Here is a 16,296-nt window from a genome sequence, read left to right on the forward strand (position 1 = left end):
GGATAGAAAATCATGAAATACGCTTTAGGCCCATTACTGTATTTTTGGCCCAAAACAGACGTCGAATCGTTTTATCAACACGCTCTGTCTAGCTCAGCGGATATCGTTTATTTAGGCGAAACCGTCTGTTCGAAACGTCGCGAAATGAAAGCGGGCGATTGGTTTGATATTGCCAAGCAGCTCGCGGCAGCAGGAAAAGAAGTCGTCCTCTCGACCATGGCGCTCTTAGAAGCGCCCAGTGAAATCAATCTGATGAAGAAGTACATTGATAATGGTGAGTTTACTATTGAAGCGAATGACGTGGCAGCGATTCAGCTTGCTTATCAACAAGGCGTCCCGTTTGTCGTTGGTCCTGCTATCAATTGTTATAACGCTTATGTGCTCAAACGGTTTCTACAACAAGGTATGATTCGCTGGTGTATGCCCGTCGAGTTATCGCGTGAATGGTTAATCAATGTGTTGAATCAGTGTGATGATTTGAATATTCGTGGCAAATTTACCACCGAGGTGTTTGCGCATGGTTATTTACCACTCGCCTATTCGGCCCGTTGTTTCACCGCGCGCGCAGAAAACCTAGCCAAAGACGAGTGTCAAACCTGTTGTATTCGCTATCCGACCGGTATTCAGGTCACCAGTCAGGAGGGGCAAGCCGTCTTTAACCTCAATGGCATTCAAACTCAATCTGGCTATTGCTATAACTTAATCAATGAGCAAGCGGGCATGCAAGGATTCGTCGATGTCGTTCGTCTTAGTCCATTAGGGCAGGAGACTTTTTCACTTATCGATGCGTTTAAAGCCAATCAAAACGCCGAGCATCCTCAACGGTTAGACAACCATCAATGCAATGGTTATTGGCATCAATTACCAGGATTAGACGTTCATTATCAATAGTTCTCTGACGCCCAACTCATAAAAATTGGCTTGGGCGTCCGTAAATCGCGTTATTGTGCGACTCGCGCTTTGGCTAAATGAGCTTCTCGTAAATCATGATACATACGGCCTAATTCAATAAAGGCATAACGATGCTCAACATACTCATAGACATTAAAAGCAATCGCTAATTTATACAGCGAAATAGCCTGTGCAAAGTTATCTTCCATTTGATAACGTTTACCAAGATAGAAGTACGCCTCGGTGAGCTGCTGTGCCAATAAGGTATTATCACGGGTGGTGCTTAATAGCGCTTTAAACACCTGATCTTGTGGAATCTCATCCAGCATCACACCAACCAATACCCAGCCACACTGTTCATCATGATCTTGATAGCGGTTCAATAAATCGTTCTTCGCTTGCTGTGGATTGACATCCGATTGAATAATGTAGAGCCACAAAGCGCGAAAAGGGTCGCTCGGGTCTTGCTGATAATGAGCTTGAATATCTTGTAACGCGAGCTCTGGACGGTCACCATAATACAGGGCGATAGCGCGGTTTCTAAGGGCATATTCGTTGCTTGGATCAAGTTCTAAAGTAGAGTCAAATGCTTCATAGGCAGCATCAAATTCACCTGCTTCGGTATAATAAACCCCAAGCAAATTAAAAATATCTGGCTGAGCCGGGTTTAAGGCCAATGACTGAGTAAAGTCTAATCGTGCTAGATCTCGCAGTCCGAGATTATCGTAGCCATTGCCACGTTCAAAAAACATTTTTGCTCGCAGTTCATCGTTCAAATCGGTACGCTGCAATAATTGGCTTAAACGAGCAATCTGCACTTCCTGCTGAATCGTGGATTGCAAGGGAATCGCCATCGGTGGATAAACCCAGTGCGTTGCTTGAGAACCACCTTTTACGGCGCATCCAGCCAATAACAAAATCATGACACTTACTAGAGCGCTTTGAAACCATTTCACAAATCAGTACTCCTGTGGTTCCCCTAATCAATAAAAAAGGGAGCGAATAGGCTCCCTTTATAACATGCTTTATCACGAAAAAGCGAAAACTGTTATTTCACTTCTGTCGTTAAGCGATTATTCTGCCGCAGGTGCAGTGTTTTCTGCACTGGCTTCTTCTGCTGGTTTCTCTACCGCTTCTTTCATGCTCAAACGAACACGACCTTGACGGTCTATCTCCAACACTTTTACTTGTACTTCTTGGCCTTCTGCAAGGACGTCTGACACTTTTTCAATACGCTTATCTGCGATTTGTGAAATATGTACTAGGCCATCTTTACCAGGAAGAATCGTTACAAAGGCACCAAAATCAGCAAGACGAGCAACTTTACCCGTATAAATCTTACCGACTTCGACTTCCGCGGTAATTTGCAGAATACGACGAATCGCTTCTTGCGCTTGATCACCGTCAGTGGCAGCAATTTTGATCGTACCGTCATCTTCGATTTCAATCGTCGTGCCCGTTTCTTCGGTCAACATACGAATCACTGCACCGCCTTTACCAATCACATCTTTGATCTTTTCAGAGCTGATCTTCATGGTATGGATACGAGGCGCAAATTCTGAAATATCATCACGGGCACCAGCAATTGCTTGATCCATAACTGAAAGAATGTGCAAACGAGCACCTTTCGCTTGGTTCAGAGCAATCTGCATGATCTCTTTAGTGATACCTTCGATCTTGATATCCATCTGTAGTGCAGTCACACCGTTTGAGGTACCTGCCACTTTAAAGTCCATATCACCAAGATGATCTTCATCACCTAAAATGTCAGAAAGAACAACGAAATTCTCGTCTTCTTTGACTAGGCCCATTGCGATACCAGCAACAGAAGCCTTAATAGGCACGCCAGCATCCATAAGAGCCAAAGATGAACCACATACTGAGGCCATTGATGATGAACCGTTTGATTCAGTGATCTCAGAAACAACACGTACCGTGTACGGGAATTCATCCGCAGAAGGCATTACCGCTGCGATACCGCGCTTAGCCAAACGACCATGACCAATTTCACGACGCTTAGGTGAACCAACAAAACCTGTCTCACCAACACAGTAAGGAGGGAAGTTGTAATGCAGCATGAAGTAATCTTTACGCTCACCCGTTAACTCATCGATAATTTGAGCATCACGCTGAGTGCCTAGTGTCGCCGTGACTAGTGCTTGCGTTTCACCACGAGTGAACAAAGAACTACCATGTGTACGTGGTAATACACCGGTACGTACATCCAAGGCACGGATCATGTCTTTTTCACGACCATCAATACGTTTTTCACCCGCAATGATGCGACCACGAACGACTTGTTTTTCAAGTGCGCCTAGCAGCTTCTTAATTTTCATTACATCTTGCGAATCATCTTCAGCCAAGATCGCCGCAATGACATCGGCTTTGATCGCCGCGACTTTCTCGTAACGCGCCATTTTTTCGATGATTTGGTACGCTTCGGTTAGACGAACTTCAGCTAGCTGAGCAATTTTCTCTTTTAATGCGGTATTTTCTTGTGGTGCAACCCAATCCCAAGATGGCGTAGCCACTTCAGCTGCAAATTCATTGATGGCATTAATGACCACTTGTTGTTGATCGTGACCATAAACCACCGCGGCTAGCATCTCTTCTTCGCTGAGGATGTCGGCTTCTGACTCAACCATCAACACCGCGCCTTCCGTACCTGCAACAACAAGGTCAAGACGTGATTGATCCAACTCTTTCGGGCTTGGGTTAAGTACCAATTGACCATTGATATGACCAACACGAGCAGCACCAATTGGACCATTAAATGGCATGCCAGAAATCGCTAACGCAGCAGAGGTACCAATCATGGTAACGATATCTGGTTGAACATTTGGGTTAACCGATACTACCGTGGCAATCACTTGTACTTCGTTAGTAAAAGCATCATGGAACAGAGGGCGAATAGGACGGTCGATAAGACGAGCGATTAACGTTTCACTTTCTGAAGGACGACCTTCACGCTTAAAGAAACCGCCAGGAATTTTACCCGCAGCGTAGGTACGCTCTTGGTAGTTAACCGTTAATGGGAAGAAATCTTGTCCTTCTACGGCGTCTTTTTTACCAACCACAGAAACAAAAACGGCGGTATCATCCATCGTCGCCATCACAGCGGCTGTCGCTTGGCGAGCCATTACACCGGTTTCTAACGTCACGGTATGATTACCGTATTGGAAAGTTTTCACTACTGGTTTTTCGAACATTAAGTTTTTCCTTTTCTAGGTGAGACCTAGATAAATTGAACAAGACTCAAAGCACTACCAATCGCGACTAGTAAAAAAAGACTCGCTGATCCTAATCTGTTTTTAATAGCCGCGACCTGCTGGTCGACTGGGGTGACTGTAATGCGATGAGAAATAATCGTGCCAACCATCAAAGTTGGACGGGATGTAGTATAAACTACTTAGCTAGGGATATGCCAAATTTAGATAACAAAAAAAGGGGCATTAGCCCCTTTTTTAAACAAACTGTACTATGCAGCCACTGATTAGCGACGTAGGCCTAGACGTTTGATAAGGTCTTGGTAGCGTCCTAGATCTTTACCTTTTAGGTAGTCTAGAAGTTTACGACGACTTGAAACCATACGTAGCAGACCACGACGGCTGTGGTGATCGCCTTTGTGCGTTTTGAAGTGACCTTGTAAGTGGTTGATAGAAGCAGTCAGTAGTGCTACTTGTACTTCTGGTGAACCAGTATCGCCTTCGGCACGTGCGTATTCAGCAACGATTGCTGCTTTAGTTTCTGCATTCAGAGACATTATTCTCTCCTAAAGAGTTAAGTTTATTATTGTGCCAGCCAATCTCTGATTCAGCCGACACGCGAGCGCGAATTATAGGGAATAACGCGCAGACACACAAGCGCAAACTCGCTTAGCCTGAGCGGATTATTGTGGATAAACCACTAAACGTTTCGGAGCGACTTTTCCATCTTGATCAATTTGCCCTACGCCAAGAAAACGCCGTTGTTCGCCTTCGGTCATTCTAACCAGACCTTCGGTGGGGGCTCCGAAAACTTGCACCGCTTGTCCATGTTGAACCATATGGGCAAGTTCAGCAATCAGGTTAACCTCTGGCAAATCTTGTACAGCCGTATCCATTGGCAGTAGCAATTCATCCAATCGCTGATACTTCTCACTCTCTTCGCCCTGTACTTCTTCAACCAAGGCATTCAATTGCTCTAAGGTCACCATGCTTTGATACGGGTAATTGGCGACTCCAATACGGCGCAACATGGTGACATGAGCACCACAACCGAGCATCTCACCTAAATCATCAACAATCGTTCGAATGTAAGTCCCTTTAGAACAGTGGACTTCCATCTCTACTTCATCGCCTTCAAAACGGTGTAAGGTGATCTCATAGACATTGATTTTTCGAGCTTCACGGGCCACTTCAATCCCTTGGCGCGCATACTCATAAAGTGGCTTACCTTGATGTTTTAAGGCAGAAAACATCGAAGGAACTTGCCAGGTTTGCCCCTGAAAAGAAGCAATATGAGTCAGCAGTGTTTCACGCTGTACATTGACCGGACGAGTTTCTACTACTTGACCATCAGAATCTGAGGTATCAGTGCGCTGACCTAGTTTAGCAATCACACGATAACGCTTATCAGAATCGAGTAAAAACTGAGAAAACTTGGTCGCCTCCCCCAAACAAATCGGTAACATCCCCGTCGCTAATGGATCAAGCGCACCGGTGTGTCCTGCTTTTTCAGCAAAATAGAGGCGTTTCACTTTCTGTAGTATATCGTTCGATGAGATGCCCGTGGTTTTATCGAGTAGTAAGACGCCGTTAATTGCACGGCCTTTACGACGTCGTGCCATTACTCTTCGTCCTCTCGACCTGCATCTTGTTGACGACGTTTATCTTGATTGACCACTTCAGTGACTAAGTTAGACATCCGCATCCCTTCGACAAGAGTATTGTCATAGTGGAAACGAATTTCTGGTGTTAGACGTAAGCGAATTCGCTTACCAAGCATCATACGAATGTGCACTTCGTGCTCACGCAGCGCTTTAATACAAGACTCTGGTGTTTGCTCTCCGATACAAAGAAAGGTCACAAACACTTTCGCATACGCTAAGTCTCGTGAGACTTCCACATCGGATATGGTAACCATTCCTAAACGTGAATCACGAACTTCACGCTGTAAAATCATCGCTAATTCTTTTTGTAATTGCTGAGCCACTCGCTGAGTTCGGCTAAATTCTTTTGGCATATTTTTTCTCACTAATAGAAAGAATGGGGGGATGGTTTCCCAGCCCCCCATGGTGTATTCAACAACCTAACATTACCGTAAATGCAATTTTAGTTGCTAGTCGATGGTACGCTGGATCTCAACGATTTCAAAGACTTCGATCTGGTCACCAACGCGTACGTCGTTATAGTTTTTAACGCCGATACCACATTCGTAACCATTCTTAACTTCAGCTACATCATCTTTAAAACGACGTAGTGATTCAAGCTCGCCTTCATAAATAACCACGTTATCACGTAGAACACGGATTGGACTGTTACGCTTAATGGTACCTTCCGTTACCATACAGCCAGCAATCGCACCCAGTTTTGGTGATTTGAAGACATCACGTACTTGAGCAAGACCAATGATCTCTTGCTTAAATTCAGGGGCAAGCATACCGCTCATCGCTTGCTTCACTTCATCGATCAATTGGTAAATGATCGAGTAGTAACGCAGATCGATATTTTCATCTTCAATCGTACGACGAGCAGAGGCATCGGCACGCACGTTAAAACCAACCACGATAGCGTTAGATGCTGCCGCTAATACCGCATCCGTTTCCGTAATACCGCCAACACCAGAACCGACAATGTTCACTTTAACTTCATCAGTTGATAGTTTTTTCAGTGATTCAGCAATCGCTTCTACAGAACCTTGTACGTCGGCTTTCAGTACCACGTTCAACTCAGCAACATCACCGGCCGCCATATTTGAGAACATGTTCTCAAGTTTAGACTTCTGTTGACGAGCGAGTTTAACATCACGGAATTTACCTTGACGATAGTTAGCCACTTCACGAGCTTTACGCTCATCACGAACCACGGTTGCTTCATCACCAGCAGAAGGAACGCCAGATAAACCGAGGATCTCAACTGGAATTGATGGGCCAGCATGCTCAATCTCGTTACCCACTTCATCACGCATCGCACGTACACGGCCATATTCCTGACCACATAAAACGATGTCGCCTTTATTCAAGGTACCCGATTGAACCAACACAGTCGCGACTGGGCCACGGCCTTTATCTAAGCGAGATTCAATCACCACGCCTGACGCCATACCTTCTTTAACGGCTTTCAACTCAAGCACTTCTGCTTGTAGAAGAATCGCTTCAAGTAAGCCATCAATATTGGTGCCTTGTTTAGCAGAGATATGGACGAACATGTTTTCGCCGCCCCACTCTTCAGGCATGATATCGTACTGAGCAAGCTCATTTTTCACGTTATCTGGATTAGCCGCTTCTTTATCGATTTTGTTGACCGCAACGATAAGAGGAACCCCTGCCGCTTTCGCATGCTGAATCGCTTCTACCGTTTGAGGCATTACGCCATCATCTGCAGCAACAACCAACACAACGATATCCGTTGCTTGAGCACCACGAGCACGCATTGAAGTAAACGCAGCGTGTCCCGGAGTATCAAGGAAGGTAATCATACCATTAGGCGTTTCTACATGGTAAGCACCGATATGCTGGGTAATACCACCCGCTTCGGCATCAGCCACGTGAGTACGACGAATATAGTCAAGCGTTGACGTTTTACCATGGTCAACGTGGCCCATAATCGTTACGACAGGAGCACGAGAAACCAGTTCAAACTTATTATCACGATCAGAAAGAATGGCTTCTTCTAGCTCATTTTCTTTACGCAAAATAACTTTATGTCCCATCTCTTCTGCCACTAATTGAGCCGTTTCTTGGTCAATCACTTGGTTGATGGTAGCCATAGCGCCCATTTTCATCATCACTTTGATGACTTCGGTGGCTTTTACCGACATCTTATTGGCTAGCTCAGAAATTACGATGGTTTCACCAATCACAACGTCTGATTTAGCAACAACGGCGCTCTTATCGAAGCCATGTTGCATTGATGTAGGTTTGTTAATTCGACCTTTACGTCCCGCTTTACCGCCACGAGTACGTGAACCACGCTCTTGTTTATCATCACGTGAGGATAATTTGGTCTTTTTCAATTTGGCTGCACGACGAGCGCCTTCTTCACGACGGTCTGCTTCATCTTCCGCCTCACGTGCATGAGTTGAGGTGGTTAGATGGTAATCTGTATCTTCTTGCATATTGCCTTTTTTCTCTTCTTCAGCAGACCAGCGATCTTTATTTTTTTCGGCCAACTCGCGTGCTATCTCTAGCTGACGCTGACTTTCCTCTTCAATTTTACGCTGAGCCTCTTCTTCTTGGCGGCGTTTTAATTGTTCGGCCTCTTTTCGTGCTGCTTCTTGCTTTGATTTATCTTGTGCAGAACGCTCACGTTTTGCTTGATTGACTTCAACCGGTACATCACGTTGAGCTTCTTCGGCTTCACGCTTCGCCTTCTCTTCTGCTTCACGCTGAGCTTTCTCTTGCGCTTCACGTGCAGCCTTTTCTTCAGCCTCACGTTTCAATGCTGCTTCGGCTTCACGTTTGGCTTTTTCTTCTGCTTCACGTTGCGCTGCTTCTTCAGCTTCACGTTTAGCATCATCTTCAATTACACTGCGCTTAACATACGTCCGTTTTTTGCGCACTTCAACCTGAACATTCTTACTTTTACCACCACCGGCATTCACACTCAGTGTGCTGCGGGTTTTACGCTGGAGGGTTAAACGAGTCGGCTCAGAACCTTCACCATGTTCTTTACGCAAATGAGTAAGAAGTTTTTGTTTCTCTTCTTCACTTACATGATCTGAACCCGCTTTTTCCATACCTGCATCAGCAAGCTGTTCTAATAAGCGGTCAACTGGCGTACCAATTTCTTCACTCAGTGCTTTAACTGTAAGTTGTGTCATGCCGCTTCCTCCCCTGCTGAAACTATGCGTCTTCGCCAAACCAACAAATATTGCGAGCCGCCATAATTAATTCGCCCGCACGCTCTTCGGTTAGGCCTTCAATACCTTCAAGATCGTCGATGCCTTGGTCAGCGAGATCTTCCAGAGTTGCTACTCCTTTCGCTGCCAATTTAAATGCCATATCACGCTCTAAACCAGCTAAACCAAGCAGATCATCTGCTGGCTCAAGCCCTTCAAATGACTCTTCTTGCGTTAGGGCAATCGTCGTTAATGCCTCTTTGGCACGAGCGCGTATTTCTTCGATGATCTCTTCATTCAGACCATCGATTTCAAGCAACTCGCTTACTGGAACATAAGCTATCTCTTCTAACGTAGAGAAGCCTTCTTCTACTAACATCTCGGCAAAATCTTGCTCAATATCGAGGTACTTCATAAATTTCTCGATAGAGGCGGTTGATTCTTCTTGATGTTTTTTCTGTAAATCTGCAACCGTCATCACGTTCAGTTCCCAACCAGTAAGTTGAGAGGCTAAGCGGACGTTTTGACCATTGCGACCAATCGCTTGAGCTAAATTATCGGCTTCAACAGCAATATCCATTGAGTGGGCGTCTTCATCAACAATGATCGAAGCAACATCAGCAGGAGCCATCGCATTGATAACGAACTGCGCAGGGTTATCATCCCACAGCACGATATCGATACGCTCACCACCAAGCTCACTAGACACCGCTTGTACACGTGCACCACGCATACCTACGCAAGCACCGACAGGGTCGATGCGCTTATCGTTACTTTTCACCGCGATTTTAGCGCGAGAACCAGGATCACGTGCCGCGCCTTTTAGCTCGATCATCTCTTCGCCAATTTCTGGAACTTCAACACGGAAGAGTTCAGCAAGCATTTCCGGTTTAGAGCGCGTAATAAACAGTTGGAAACCACGAGCTTCAGGTGCCACTTTAAAGAGCAAACCACGCACTCGGTCACCTGAGCGGAAGTTTTCACGTGGTAATTGGTCTTCACGTAGAATTACCGCTTCCGCGTTATTACCCAAATCAACAATCACGCTATCGCGGTTAACTTTCTTAACCACGCCAGTGACAAGCTCACCTTCGTTATCGATAAACTGTTCAACAATTTGCGCACGTTCGGCTTCACGGACTTTCTGTACGATCACTTGCTTAGCAGTTTGAGTGGTAATGCGATCAAAAGTCACTGACTCAATTTGATCTTCAATGTAATCACCCAACTGAACCGTTTCATCATCATAATTCGCCGCATCAAACGAGATCTCTTTGGTTGGATGCTCAACGTTTTCAACCACTAACCAACGACGGAAAGTTTCAAACTCACCCGTTTTACGGTCGATAGCAACACGAACCTCAATTTCCATTTCGTGTTTTTTCTTGGTCGACGTAGCCAAAGCTGTCTCTAACGCTTCAAAAATACGTTCACGAGGTACCGCTTTCTCATTAGAAACCGCCTCAACGACCGCTAAAATTTCTTTACTCATTGTTATAGCCTCTTAAGCTCTATTCTCTAGGAGAACTAAAATTTAGGGATCAGGTTAGCTTTGGCAATATTACTCAGGGCGAAATATTCTTCTTGCCCATCAGCAATAACGGTGACCGTTTCGCCTTCAACCGCATGGATAATACCTTTCCATTTACGGCGATTAGCAACAGCCATTTTTAAGACAATGCTGACCTCGTGACCTATAAACTGCTCGTAATGTGCTGCTTTAAAGAGTGGTCTTTCCAAACCAGGCGAGGATACTTCTAAGTTGTAAGCGACCGTGATCGGGTCTTCAACGTCCAGTACCGCACTGACTTGGTGACTAACTTCAGCACAAGCATCAACGGTGATGCCATTTTCATGATCAATATAGATACGCAGTGTTGAATGTTCACCAGCACGCACAAATTCTAATCCAACTAATTCATAACCTGTTGCCGCTACTGGCGCTTCAAGCATTTCAGTAAGTTGTCTTTCTAAACCAGTCATTTAAACCACTCCAGAAACAAAAAAAGGGCATAGAGCCCAATTTAAATTCCAAGCAAGCACCTGAAATTTTCATGATGAAATTCAGATAACAAAAAACCCCGAAAGTCGGGGTTTTTTGTTGCTGGACCCTGATAAATTGAGAAATTATTCTCAACTGCAGTGAGGTTAACACTGCCAAACTTGCATCAATTTACCACTTAGGTAAATGGTTGCGGGGGCCGGATTTGAACCGACGACCTTCGGGTTATGAGCCCGACGAGCTACCAAGCTGCTCCACCCCGCGTCCGACTTGTAAGCAATTATACGCGCTACAAGGTGATTTACAAGTTTGTAAATAATGGTGCCGAGAGAGGGACTCGAACCCTCACACCATAGGCGCTAGCACCTCATGCTAGTGTGTCTACCAATTTCACCATCTCGGCATAACCTGACTTATCTTTTGATAAGTTTAGCGAGGAATCTCATCGCCTTTAGGGGCTGGAATATCACTCACTGAGTTATCAGCTTGCTCGACCACATGACCTTGTAACGGGTCAACCCATTGTGATTCGGTTTTGTGTGTAGACATATTGCCTAACACCAAGCTAATAACAAAAAATGCGGTTGCAAAAACTGCAGTCATTCGGGTTAAAAAGTTACCTGAGCCACCAGCACCAAACACTGTGTTTGAAGCACCGGCACCGAATGAGGCTCCCATATCTGCGCCTTTACCTTGTTGAATCAACACTAGGCCGATAATACCAACCGCTGCCAACAGGTAAATCACAAGTAGAACTGTAAACATTGCTTCCACCTATGTTCCAAATTGTTGAGCCAGCGCCGTTCAATCATGCGACTTAAACAAGGCTAGCGACCTCCTCATCGAGGGCGGACGCAATACTAACGAATGCCCGTTTCGCTGACAAGAGGTATTTAGCAAAAAAGTCTTTTTTATCAATCAAACGGTCAAAAAAGGCTCAACAATCGGCATTGATAACGCTATTCTCTCTATTTATTAACATTGGTCGCCATTAAAAAATAGAGAAAAAGACGCTAAAAACTTAGCAATTGGCTTTGACCGCCGCCGCAATCTCTAACGCTGATGCTTGTACTAACTGGGCATCTTCGCCCTCTACCATCACTCGAATAAGAGGCTCGGTGCCCGACGCACGTAACAGTACCCGTCCTTTATCACCGAGCTGAGATTCAACCTGCTTTACCGCCGCCAATACCGCTGTCGATTCAAGAGGTTTGCTCTGCCCACTAAAGCGAACATTTTCTAACACTTGTGGATAGAGAGTCATACCTTGCGATAATTCATATAAAGACAAATTACTGTCAATAACCGAGGCTAACACTTGCAACGCGGCAACAATGGCATCTCCAGTCGTGACTTTGTCGAGTAAAATCACATGCCCTGAATTTTCAGCACCAATTTTCCACCCTTTTTCGAGCAGTTTTTCCATTACATAGCGATCACCGACCGCTGCGCGGACAAATGGAATACCTAGCTGCTTTAAGCCATTTTCCATGCCTAAATTCGTCATCAGGGTGCCAACCACCCCACCTTTCAGCTCACCTCGGCGCAGAGCATCACGAGCAATGATATAAGCTATCTGATCGCCATCGATTTTATGCCCCAAATGATCAACCATGATGATTCGATCACCATCACCATCAAAAGCCAGCCCTAAATCGGCTTGCTCAGCCACCACTTTCTGTTGCAAGGCACGAACATCGGTCGCACCCACCTGATCGTTGATGTTTAAACCATTCGGCTCAGTGCCGATGGAGACCACTTCTGCACCTAGCTCTTTAAAAACATTAGGGGCGATATGGTAGGTTGCCCCATGAGCGCAATCGACCACGATTTTTAAACCAGATAGACTAAGTGTGGAAGGAAAAGTACTTTTGCAAAATTCGATATAACGGCCAGCAGCATCGACCAAACGAGTCGCTTTACCCAACTCAGCCGATTCAACACATTCAATCGGTTTATCTAATTCAGCCTCGATAGCCAATTCCAGTTCATCGGGTAATTTAGTCCCAGCAGAAGAGAAGAATTTGATGCCATTGTCATAATAAGGGTTATGCGATGCAGAAATCACAATCCCCGCTTCGGCGCGAAAAGTTTGGGTAAGATAAGCAACGGCAGGCGTCGGCATTGGCCCAGTGAAAATCGCTTTTAACCCGGCAGCAGCTAGACCTGCTTCTAATGCAGACTCCAGCATATAACCTGAAATTCGCGTGTCTTTACCGATAATCACTTTTTTGGTGCCTTGCTGAGCCAACACACGCCCCGCAGCCCAACCAAGTTTTAAAACAAAATCAGGCGTGATTGGATACTCACCAACTCGGCCTCGAATACCATCGGTGCCAAAATAACGTCTAGTGTTAGACATAATACTTCCTTAATGTTTATGACGCTGCATCATTTGTATGATCGTCAATGCTTCTACGGTTTGTTCAACATCATGTACGCGAAGAATCTGCGCACCTTTTAAAGCCGCTAATGTTGCGCTCGTCACGCTCGCCACCATGCATTGTGCCGGCTTTTTACCTAATGGTTTAAACAACATTGATTTACGAGACATTCCAGCCAGTAAAGGCAAACCAAAATGGTGAAAGGCCTCTAAATTCGCTAACAGATGATAATTGTGTTCCAGTGATTTACCAAAACCAAATCCAGGATCCAGAATAATATTCTGGCGTAGGATCCCCGCTTTCTCACATGCGGCAATACGCTCGACTAAAAATTCATCCACCTCTTTTAAAATATCATCATATTCAGGAGCGATTTGCATCGTTCTTGGCTGGCCTTTCATATGCATAATACACACTGGCACTTGGGCATCGGCGGCGGCTTGCAAAGCCCCCGGCTCTTGTAACGCTCGTACATCATTAATTAAATCAGCGCCCGCTTGTACCGCCTGACGCATAACTTCCGCTTTACTGGTATCAATCGATATCCAAATTTCAGGATAATGATGGCGGATAGCCTGAATAACCGGGATCACTCGTCCAAGCTCTTCGGCGAGCGATACCTCTGGCGCCCCCGGACGTGTCGATTCACCACCGATATCAATAATGCTGACTCCGGCATCAATCATCTGTTTGGCTCGTAAAAGTGCACGCTGTACAGTGGTGTATTGACCACCGTCAGAAAAAGAGTCTGGGGTCGTATTCAGTATTCCCATCACTTGAGGCTGGTCAAGCTGAAGCTGTTTGGTTGTGGTTTGAATTTTCATAAGCCTCTGAATATAGAATGGATTAACAAAGAATACGTTACCCCTATCACTCACTAAGCTCAAGAGTTATAGCAAAACGATAAATAACTTATTCATCGAAATGGCAATCCAAAACGTGTTCGCCAGTAAGTAAAAAACCCCGAACAAGTCGGGGTTTGATTATCAGATAAAACGTTAATCTTTATCTTTGTGTTCTGAAGCTGGTGGAGTTTCCACATCAGATTCTGCAGAAGCGGTAGACTCTGGCTCAACATTATCTTGAGTGGCTCTAGCAGCCTGATCGGCCCAACCAGCAGGTTCACGAATCTCCGATTTACGAGCCATCAAATCATCAATCTGTCCTGCATCGATGGTTTCATATTTCATCAGTGCGTCTTTCATCGCGTGCATAATATCCATGTTTTTCTCAAGGATCTCACGGGCACGATCATAGTTACGGTCAATGATCTTACGAACTTCATCATCAATCAGCTTGGCAGTATCTTCAGAAACGTGCTTAGTTTGTGTCACACTACGACCTAAGAACACTTCACCTTCATCTTCTGCATAGAGAAGAGGACCGAGTTTCTCTGAAAAACCCCATTGAGTGACCATCTTGCGAGCAATCGCTGTGGCTCGCTCAATGTCATTCGAAGCTCCAGTAGAAACGTTATCAGCACCATAAATCAGCTCTTCAGCAAGACGGCCGCCATAAAGACTGGATATCATCGATTCTAGATGTTGCTTAGACATGCTGACACGATCTTGTTCTGGTAAGTACATAGTCACACCCAACGCTCTTCCGCGAGGGATAATAGAAACTTTGTACACCGGATCATGTTCAGGGACTAAACGCCCAACAATCGCGTGGCCAGCCTCGTGATAAGCCGTTGATGCTTTCGTCTCTTCAGACATCACCATTGAGCGGCGCTCTGCACCCATCATGATTTTGTCTTTAGCCAGTTCAAACTCAACCATAGACACATTGCGTTTATTACCACGAGCCGCAAATAGTGCCGCTTCATTGACGAGGTTGGCTAAATCTGCCCCCGAGAAGCCCGGTGTACCACGAGCAATCAACGACGGTTGCACATCATTCGCTAATGGGACTTTACGCATGTGAACTTTTAAGATTTGCTCACGACCACGAACATCAGGTAAACCAACGACAACTTGGCGGTCGAAACGACCTGGACGTAATAATGCAGGGTCCAATACATCAGGACGGTTAGTTGCGGCAATAACGATAACGCCTTCGTTACCTTCAAAACCGTCCATCTCAACCAACATTTGGTTTAAGGTTTGTTCACGTTCATCGTGACCACCGCCGACACCAGCACCACGCTGACGACCGACCGCATCAATTTCATCGATAAAAATGATACAAGGCGAGGCTTTTTTAGCTTGCTCAAACATGTCGCGCACGCGCGATGCACCAACACCGACAAACATTTCAACGAAGTCAGAACCAGAGATAGTGAAAAAAGGCACCTTGGCTTCACCAGCAATTGCTTTAGCCAGCAAGGTTTTACCCGTACCAGGGGGACCAACCATCAACACACCCGTTGGGATTTTACCACCCAACTTCTGGAATCGACTAGGATCGCGCAGATAATCAACCAATTCTTTGACGTCTTCTTTCGCTTCATCACAGCCAGCAACGTCAGTAAAATTCGTTTTAATCTGCTCTTCACTCATCATCCGAGCTTTACTTTTGCCGAAGGACATGGCGCCTTTGCCACCGCCGCCCTGCATTTGACGCATGAAGAAAATCCACACCCCAATTAGCAATATCATTGGGAACCAAGAGATAAAGATGGTTCCAAGCAGACTTTGTTCTTCTGGTGGTGTTCCTTGTACTCTTACGTTTTGATTAATCAGATCATCAAGCAGCTTTTGATCATATACTGGCATGTAAGTAACGAATCGACTGTTACTACCACGGCGAGTAAAGGTAATTTCGCTGTTCTTGAATTGAGCTTCCTGAATTTGGCCTTGACCAACTTCTTGTACGAATGTGGTGTAGTTGTAGTCCACTGTTCTTCCGCTGCTGTCACCAGGGCCAAAGCTCTGGAAAACCGACATCAGCACAACGGCGATAACCAGCCACAGTATTAGATTTTTTGCCATGTCACTCAAGGTGCAAGCCTCGCGATAACTAGTTGTAATTAAAGGT

The 16,296-nt window shown here is 45.4% G+C and carries 13 protein-coding genes and 2 tRNA genes; 1 reads left to right on the forward strand and 14 read right to left on the reverse strand.

Annotation, left to right across the window (positions count from 1 at the left end; translation table 11 throughout):
* Positions 1–12: 12 nt before the first annotated feature.
* A complete protein-coding gene (locus VIB_RS01435; protein ID WP_004394150.1) occupies positions 13–891 on the forward strand; it encodes a U32 family peptidase in 879 nt (292 codons plus the stop codon).
* Between the two features lie 50 nt (positions 892–941).
* On the opposite strand, the gene nlpI is transcribed toward VIB_RS01435, so the two are convergent.
* From nlpI to ftsH, 14 genes are all read right to left on the reverse strand, one after another.
* Positions 942–1,847, reverse strand: coding sequence for a lipoprotein NlpI (gene nlpI, locus VIB_RS01440; RefSeq protein ID WP_040903792.1), 906 nt, complete (start codon positions 1,845–1,847; stop codon positions 942–944).
* 117 nt (positions 1,848–1,964) lie between these two features.
* On the reverse strand, positions 1,965–4,100 hold the full coding sequence (gene pnp, locus VIB_RS01445) for a polyribonucleotide nucleotidyltransferase (RefSeq protein WP_004394153.1): 2,136 nt from the start codon (positions 4,098–4,100) through the stop codon (positions 1,965–1,967).
* 284 nt (positions 4,101–4,384) lie between these two features.
* Entirely contained in the window at positions 4,385–4,654 is a 270-nt protein-coding gene (gene rpsO, locus VIB_RS01450) for a 30S ribosomal protein S15 (RefSeq protein ID WP_004394154.1), read from the reverse strand.
* A 126-nt stretch (positions 4,655–4,780) separates the two neighbouring features.
* Positions 4,781–5,719 carry a tRNA pseudouridine(55) synthase TruB gene (gene truB, locus VIB_RS01455; protein WP_004394155.1) on the reverse strand — a complete coding sequence of 313 codons (939 nt, stop codon included), beginning with the start codon at positions 5,717–5,719 and terminating at the stop codon, positions 4,781–4,783.
* Positions 5,719–6,114: a 30S ribosome-binding factor RbfA gene (gene rbfA / locus VIB_RS01460; protein WP_004394156.1), complete on the reverse strand. Its 396-nt coding sequence runs from the start codon at positions 6,112–6,114 to the stop codon at positions 5,719–5,721. The genes truB and rbfA overlap by 1 nt, the downstream gene beginning before the upstream one ends.
* Positions 6,115–6,210: 96 nt before the next feature.
* Positions 6,211–8,913, reverse strand: a complete 2,703-nt coding sequence (gene infB / locus VIB_RS01465) for a translation initiation factor IF-2 (protein WP_004394157.1) — start codon at positions 8,911–8,913, stop codon at positions 6,211–6,213.
* 22 nt (positions 8,914–8,935) lie between these two features.
* Positions 8,936–10,423 (reverse strand): transcription termination factor NusA, encoded by a 1,488-nt coding sequence (gene nusA, locus VIB_RS01470; RefSeq protein ID WP_004394160.1) that lies wholly within the window; start codon positions 10,421–10,423, stop codon positions 8,936–8,938.
* Positions 10,424–10,458: 35 nt separating this feature from the next.
* Positions 10,459–10,914 carry a ribosome maturation factor RimP gene (rimP, locus tag VIB_RS01475; protein WP_004394162.1) on the reverse strand — a complete coding sequence of 152 codons (456 nt, stop codon included), beginning with the start codon at positions 10,912–10,914 and terminating at the stop codon, positions 10,459–10,461.
* A 206-nt stretch (positions 10,915–11,120) separates the two neighbouring features.
* Positions 11,121–11,197, reverse strand: a tRNA-Met gene (locus VIB_RS01480).
* 55 nt (positions 11,198–11,252) lie between these two features.
* Positions 11,253–11,336 (reverse strand) — tRNA-Leu (locus tag VIB_RS01485).
* A 26-nt stretch (positions 11,337–11,362) separates the two neighbouring features.
* On the reverse strand, positions 11,363–11,698 hold the full coding sequence (gene secG / locus VIB_RS01490) for a preprotein translocase subunit SecG (RefSeq protein ID WP_040903793.1): 336 nt from the start codon (positions 11,696–11,698) through the stop codon (positions 11,363–11,365).
* A gap of 256 nt (positions 11,699–11,954) precedes the next feature.
* Positions 11,955–13,295, reverse strand: a complete 1,341-nt coding sequence (gene glmM, locus VIB_RS01495) for a phosphoglucosamine mutase (protein WP_004394166.1) — start codon at positions 13,293–13,295, stop codon at positions 11,955–11,957.
* Positions 13,296–13,304: 9 nt separating this feature from the next.
* Positions 13,305–14,141 carry a dihydropteroate synthase gene (gene folP, locus VIB_RS01500; protein ID WP_004394168.1) on the reverse strand — a complete coding sequence of 279 codons (837 nt, stop codon included), beginning with the start codon at positions 14,139–14,141 and terminating at the stop codon, positions 13,305–13,307.
* A 174-nt stretch (positions 14,142–14,315) separates the two neighbouring features.
* A complete protein-coding gene (gene ftsH, locus VIB_RS01505) occupies positions 14,316–16,259 on the reverse strand; it encodes an ATP-dependent zinc metalloprotease FtsH (protein WP_040903794.1) in 1,944 nt (647 codons plus the stop codon).
* Between the last annotated feature and the right edge of the window lie 37 nt (positions 16,260–16,296).

Origin of the sequence: Vibrio metschnikovii CIP 69.14 (assembly GCF_000176155.1) — a bacterium.
Taxonomy (GTDB): domain Bacteria; phylum Pseudomonadota; class Gammaproteobacteria; order Enterobacterales; family Vibrionaceae; genus Vibrio; species Vibrio metschnikovii.

Bases quoted from the DNA above. Each gene is read 5' to 3' on its own strand.
- VIB_RS01435 (WP_004394150.1), top strand. From the start codon at position 13: ATGAAATACGCTTTAGGCCCATTACTGTATTTTTGGCCCAAAACAGAC.
- pnp (WP_004394153.1), bottom strand. From the start codon at position 4,100: ATGTTCGAAAAACCAGTAGTGAAAACTTTCCAATACGGTAATCATACC.
- rpsO (WP_004394154.1), bottom strand. From the start codon at position 4,654: ATGTCTCTGAATGCAGAAACTAAAGCAGCAATCGTTGCTGAATACGCA.
- truB (WP_004394155.1), bottom strand. From the start codon at position 5,719: ATGGCACGACGTCGTAAAGGCCGTGCAATTAACGGCGTCTTACTACTC.
- rbfA (WP_004394156.1), bottom strand. From the start codon at position 6,114: ATGCCAAAAGAATTTAGCCGAACTCAGCGAGTGGCTCAGCAATTACAA.
- infB (WP_004394157.1), bottom strand. From the start codon at position 8,913: ATGACACAACTTACAGTTAAAGCACTGAGTGAAGAAATTGGTACGCCA.
- nusA (WP_004394160.1), bottom strand. From the start codon at position 10,423: ATGAGTAAAGAAATTTTAGCGGTCGTTGAGGCGGTTTCTAATGAGAAA.
- rimP (WP_004394162.1), bottom strand. From the start codon at position 10,914: ATGACTGGTTTAGAAAGACAACTTACTGAAATGCTTGAAGCGCCAGTA.
- secG (WP_040903793.1), bottom strand. From the start codon at position 11,698: ATGTTTACAGTTCTACTTGTGATTTACCTGTTGGCAGCGGTTGGTATT.
- glmM (WP_004394166.1), bottom strand. From the start codon at position 13,295: ATGTCTAACACTAGACGTTATTTTGGCACCGATGGTATTCGAGGCCGA.
- folP (WP_004394168.1), bottom strand. From the start codon at position 14,141: ATGAAAATTCAAACCACAACCAAACAGCTTCAGCTTGACCAGCCTCAA.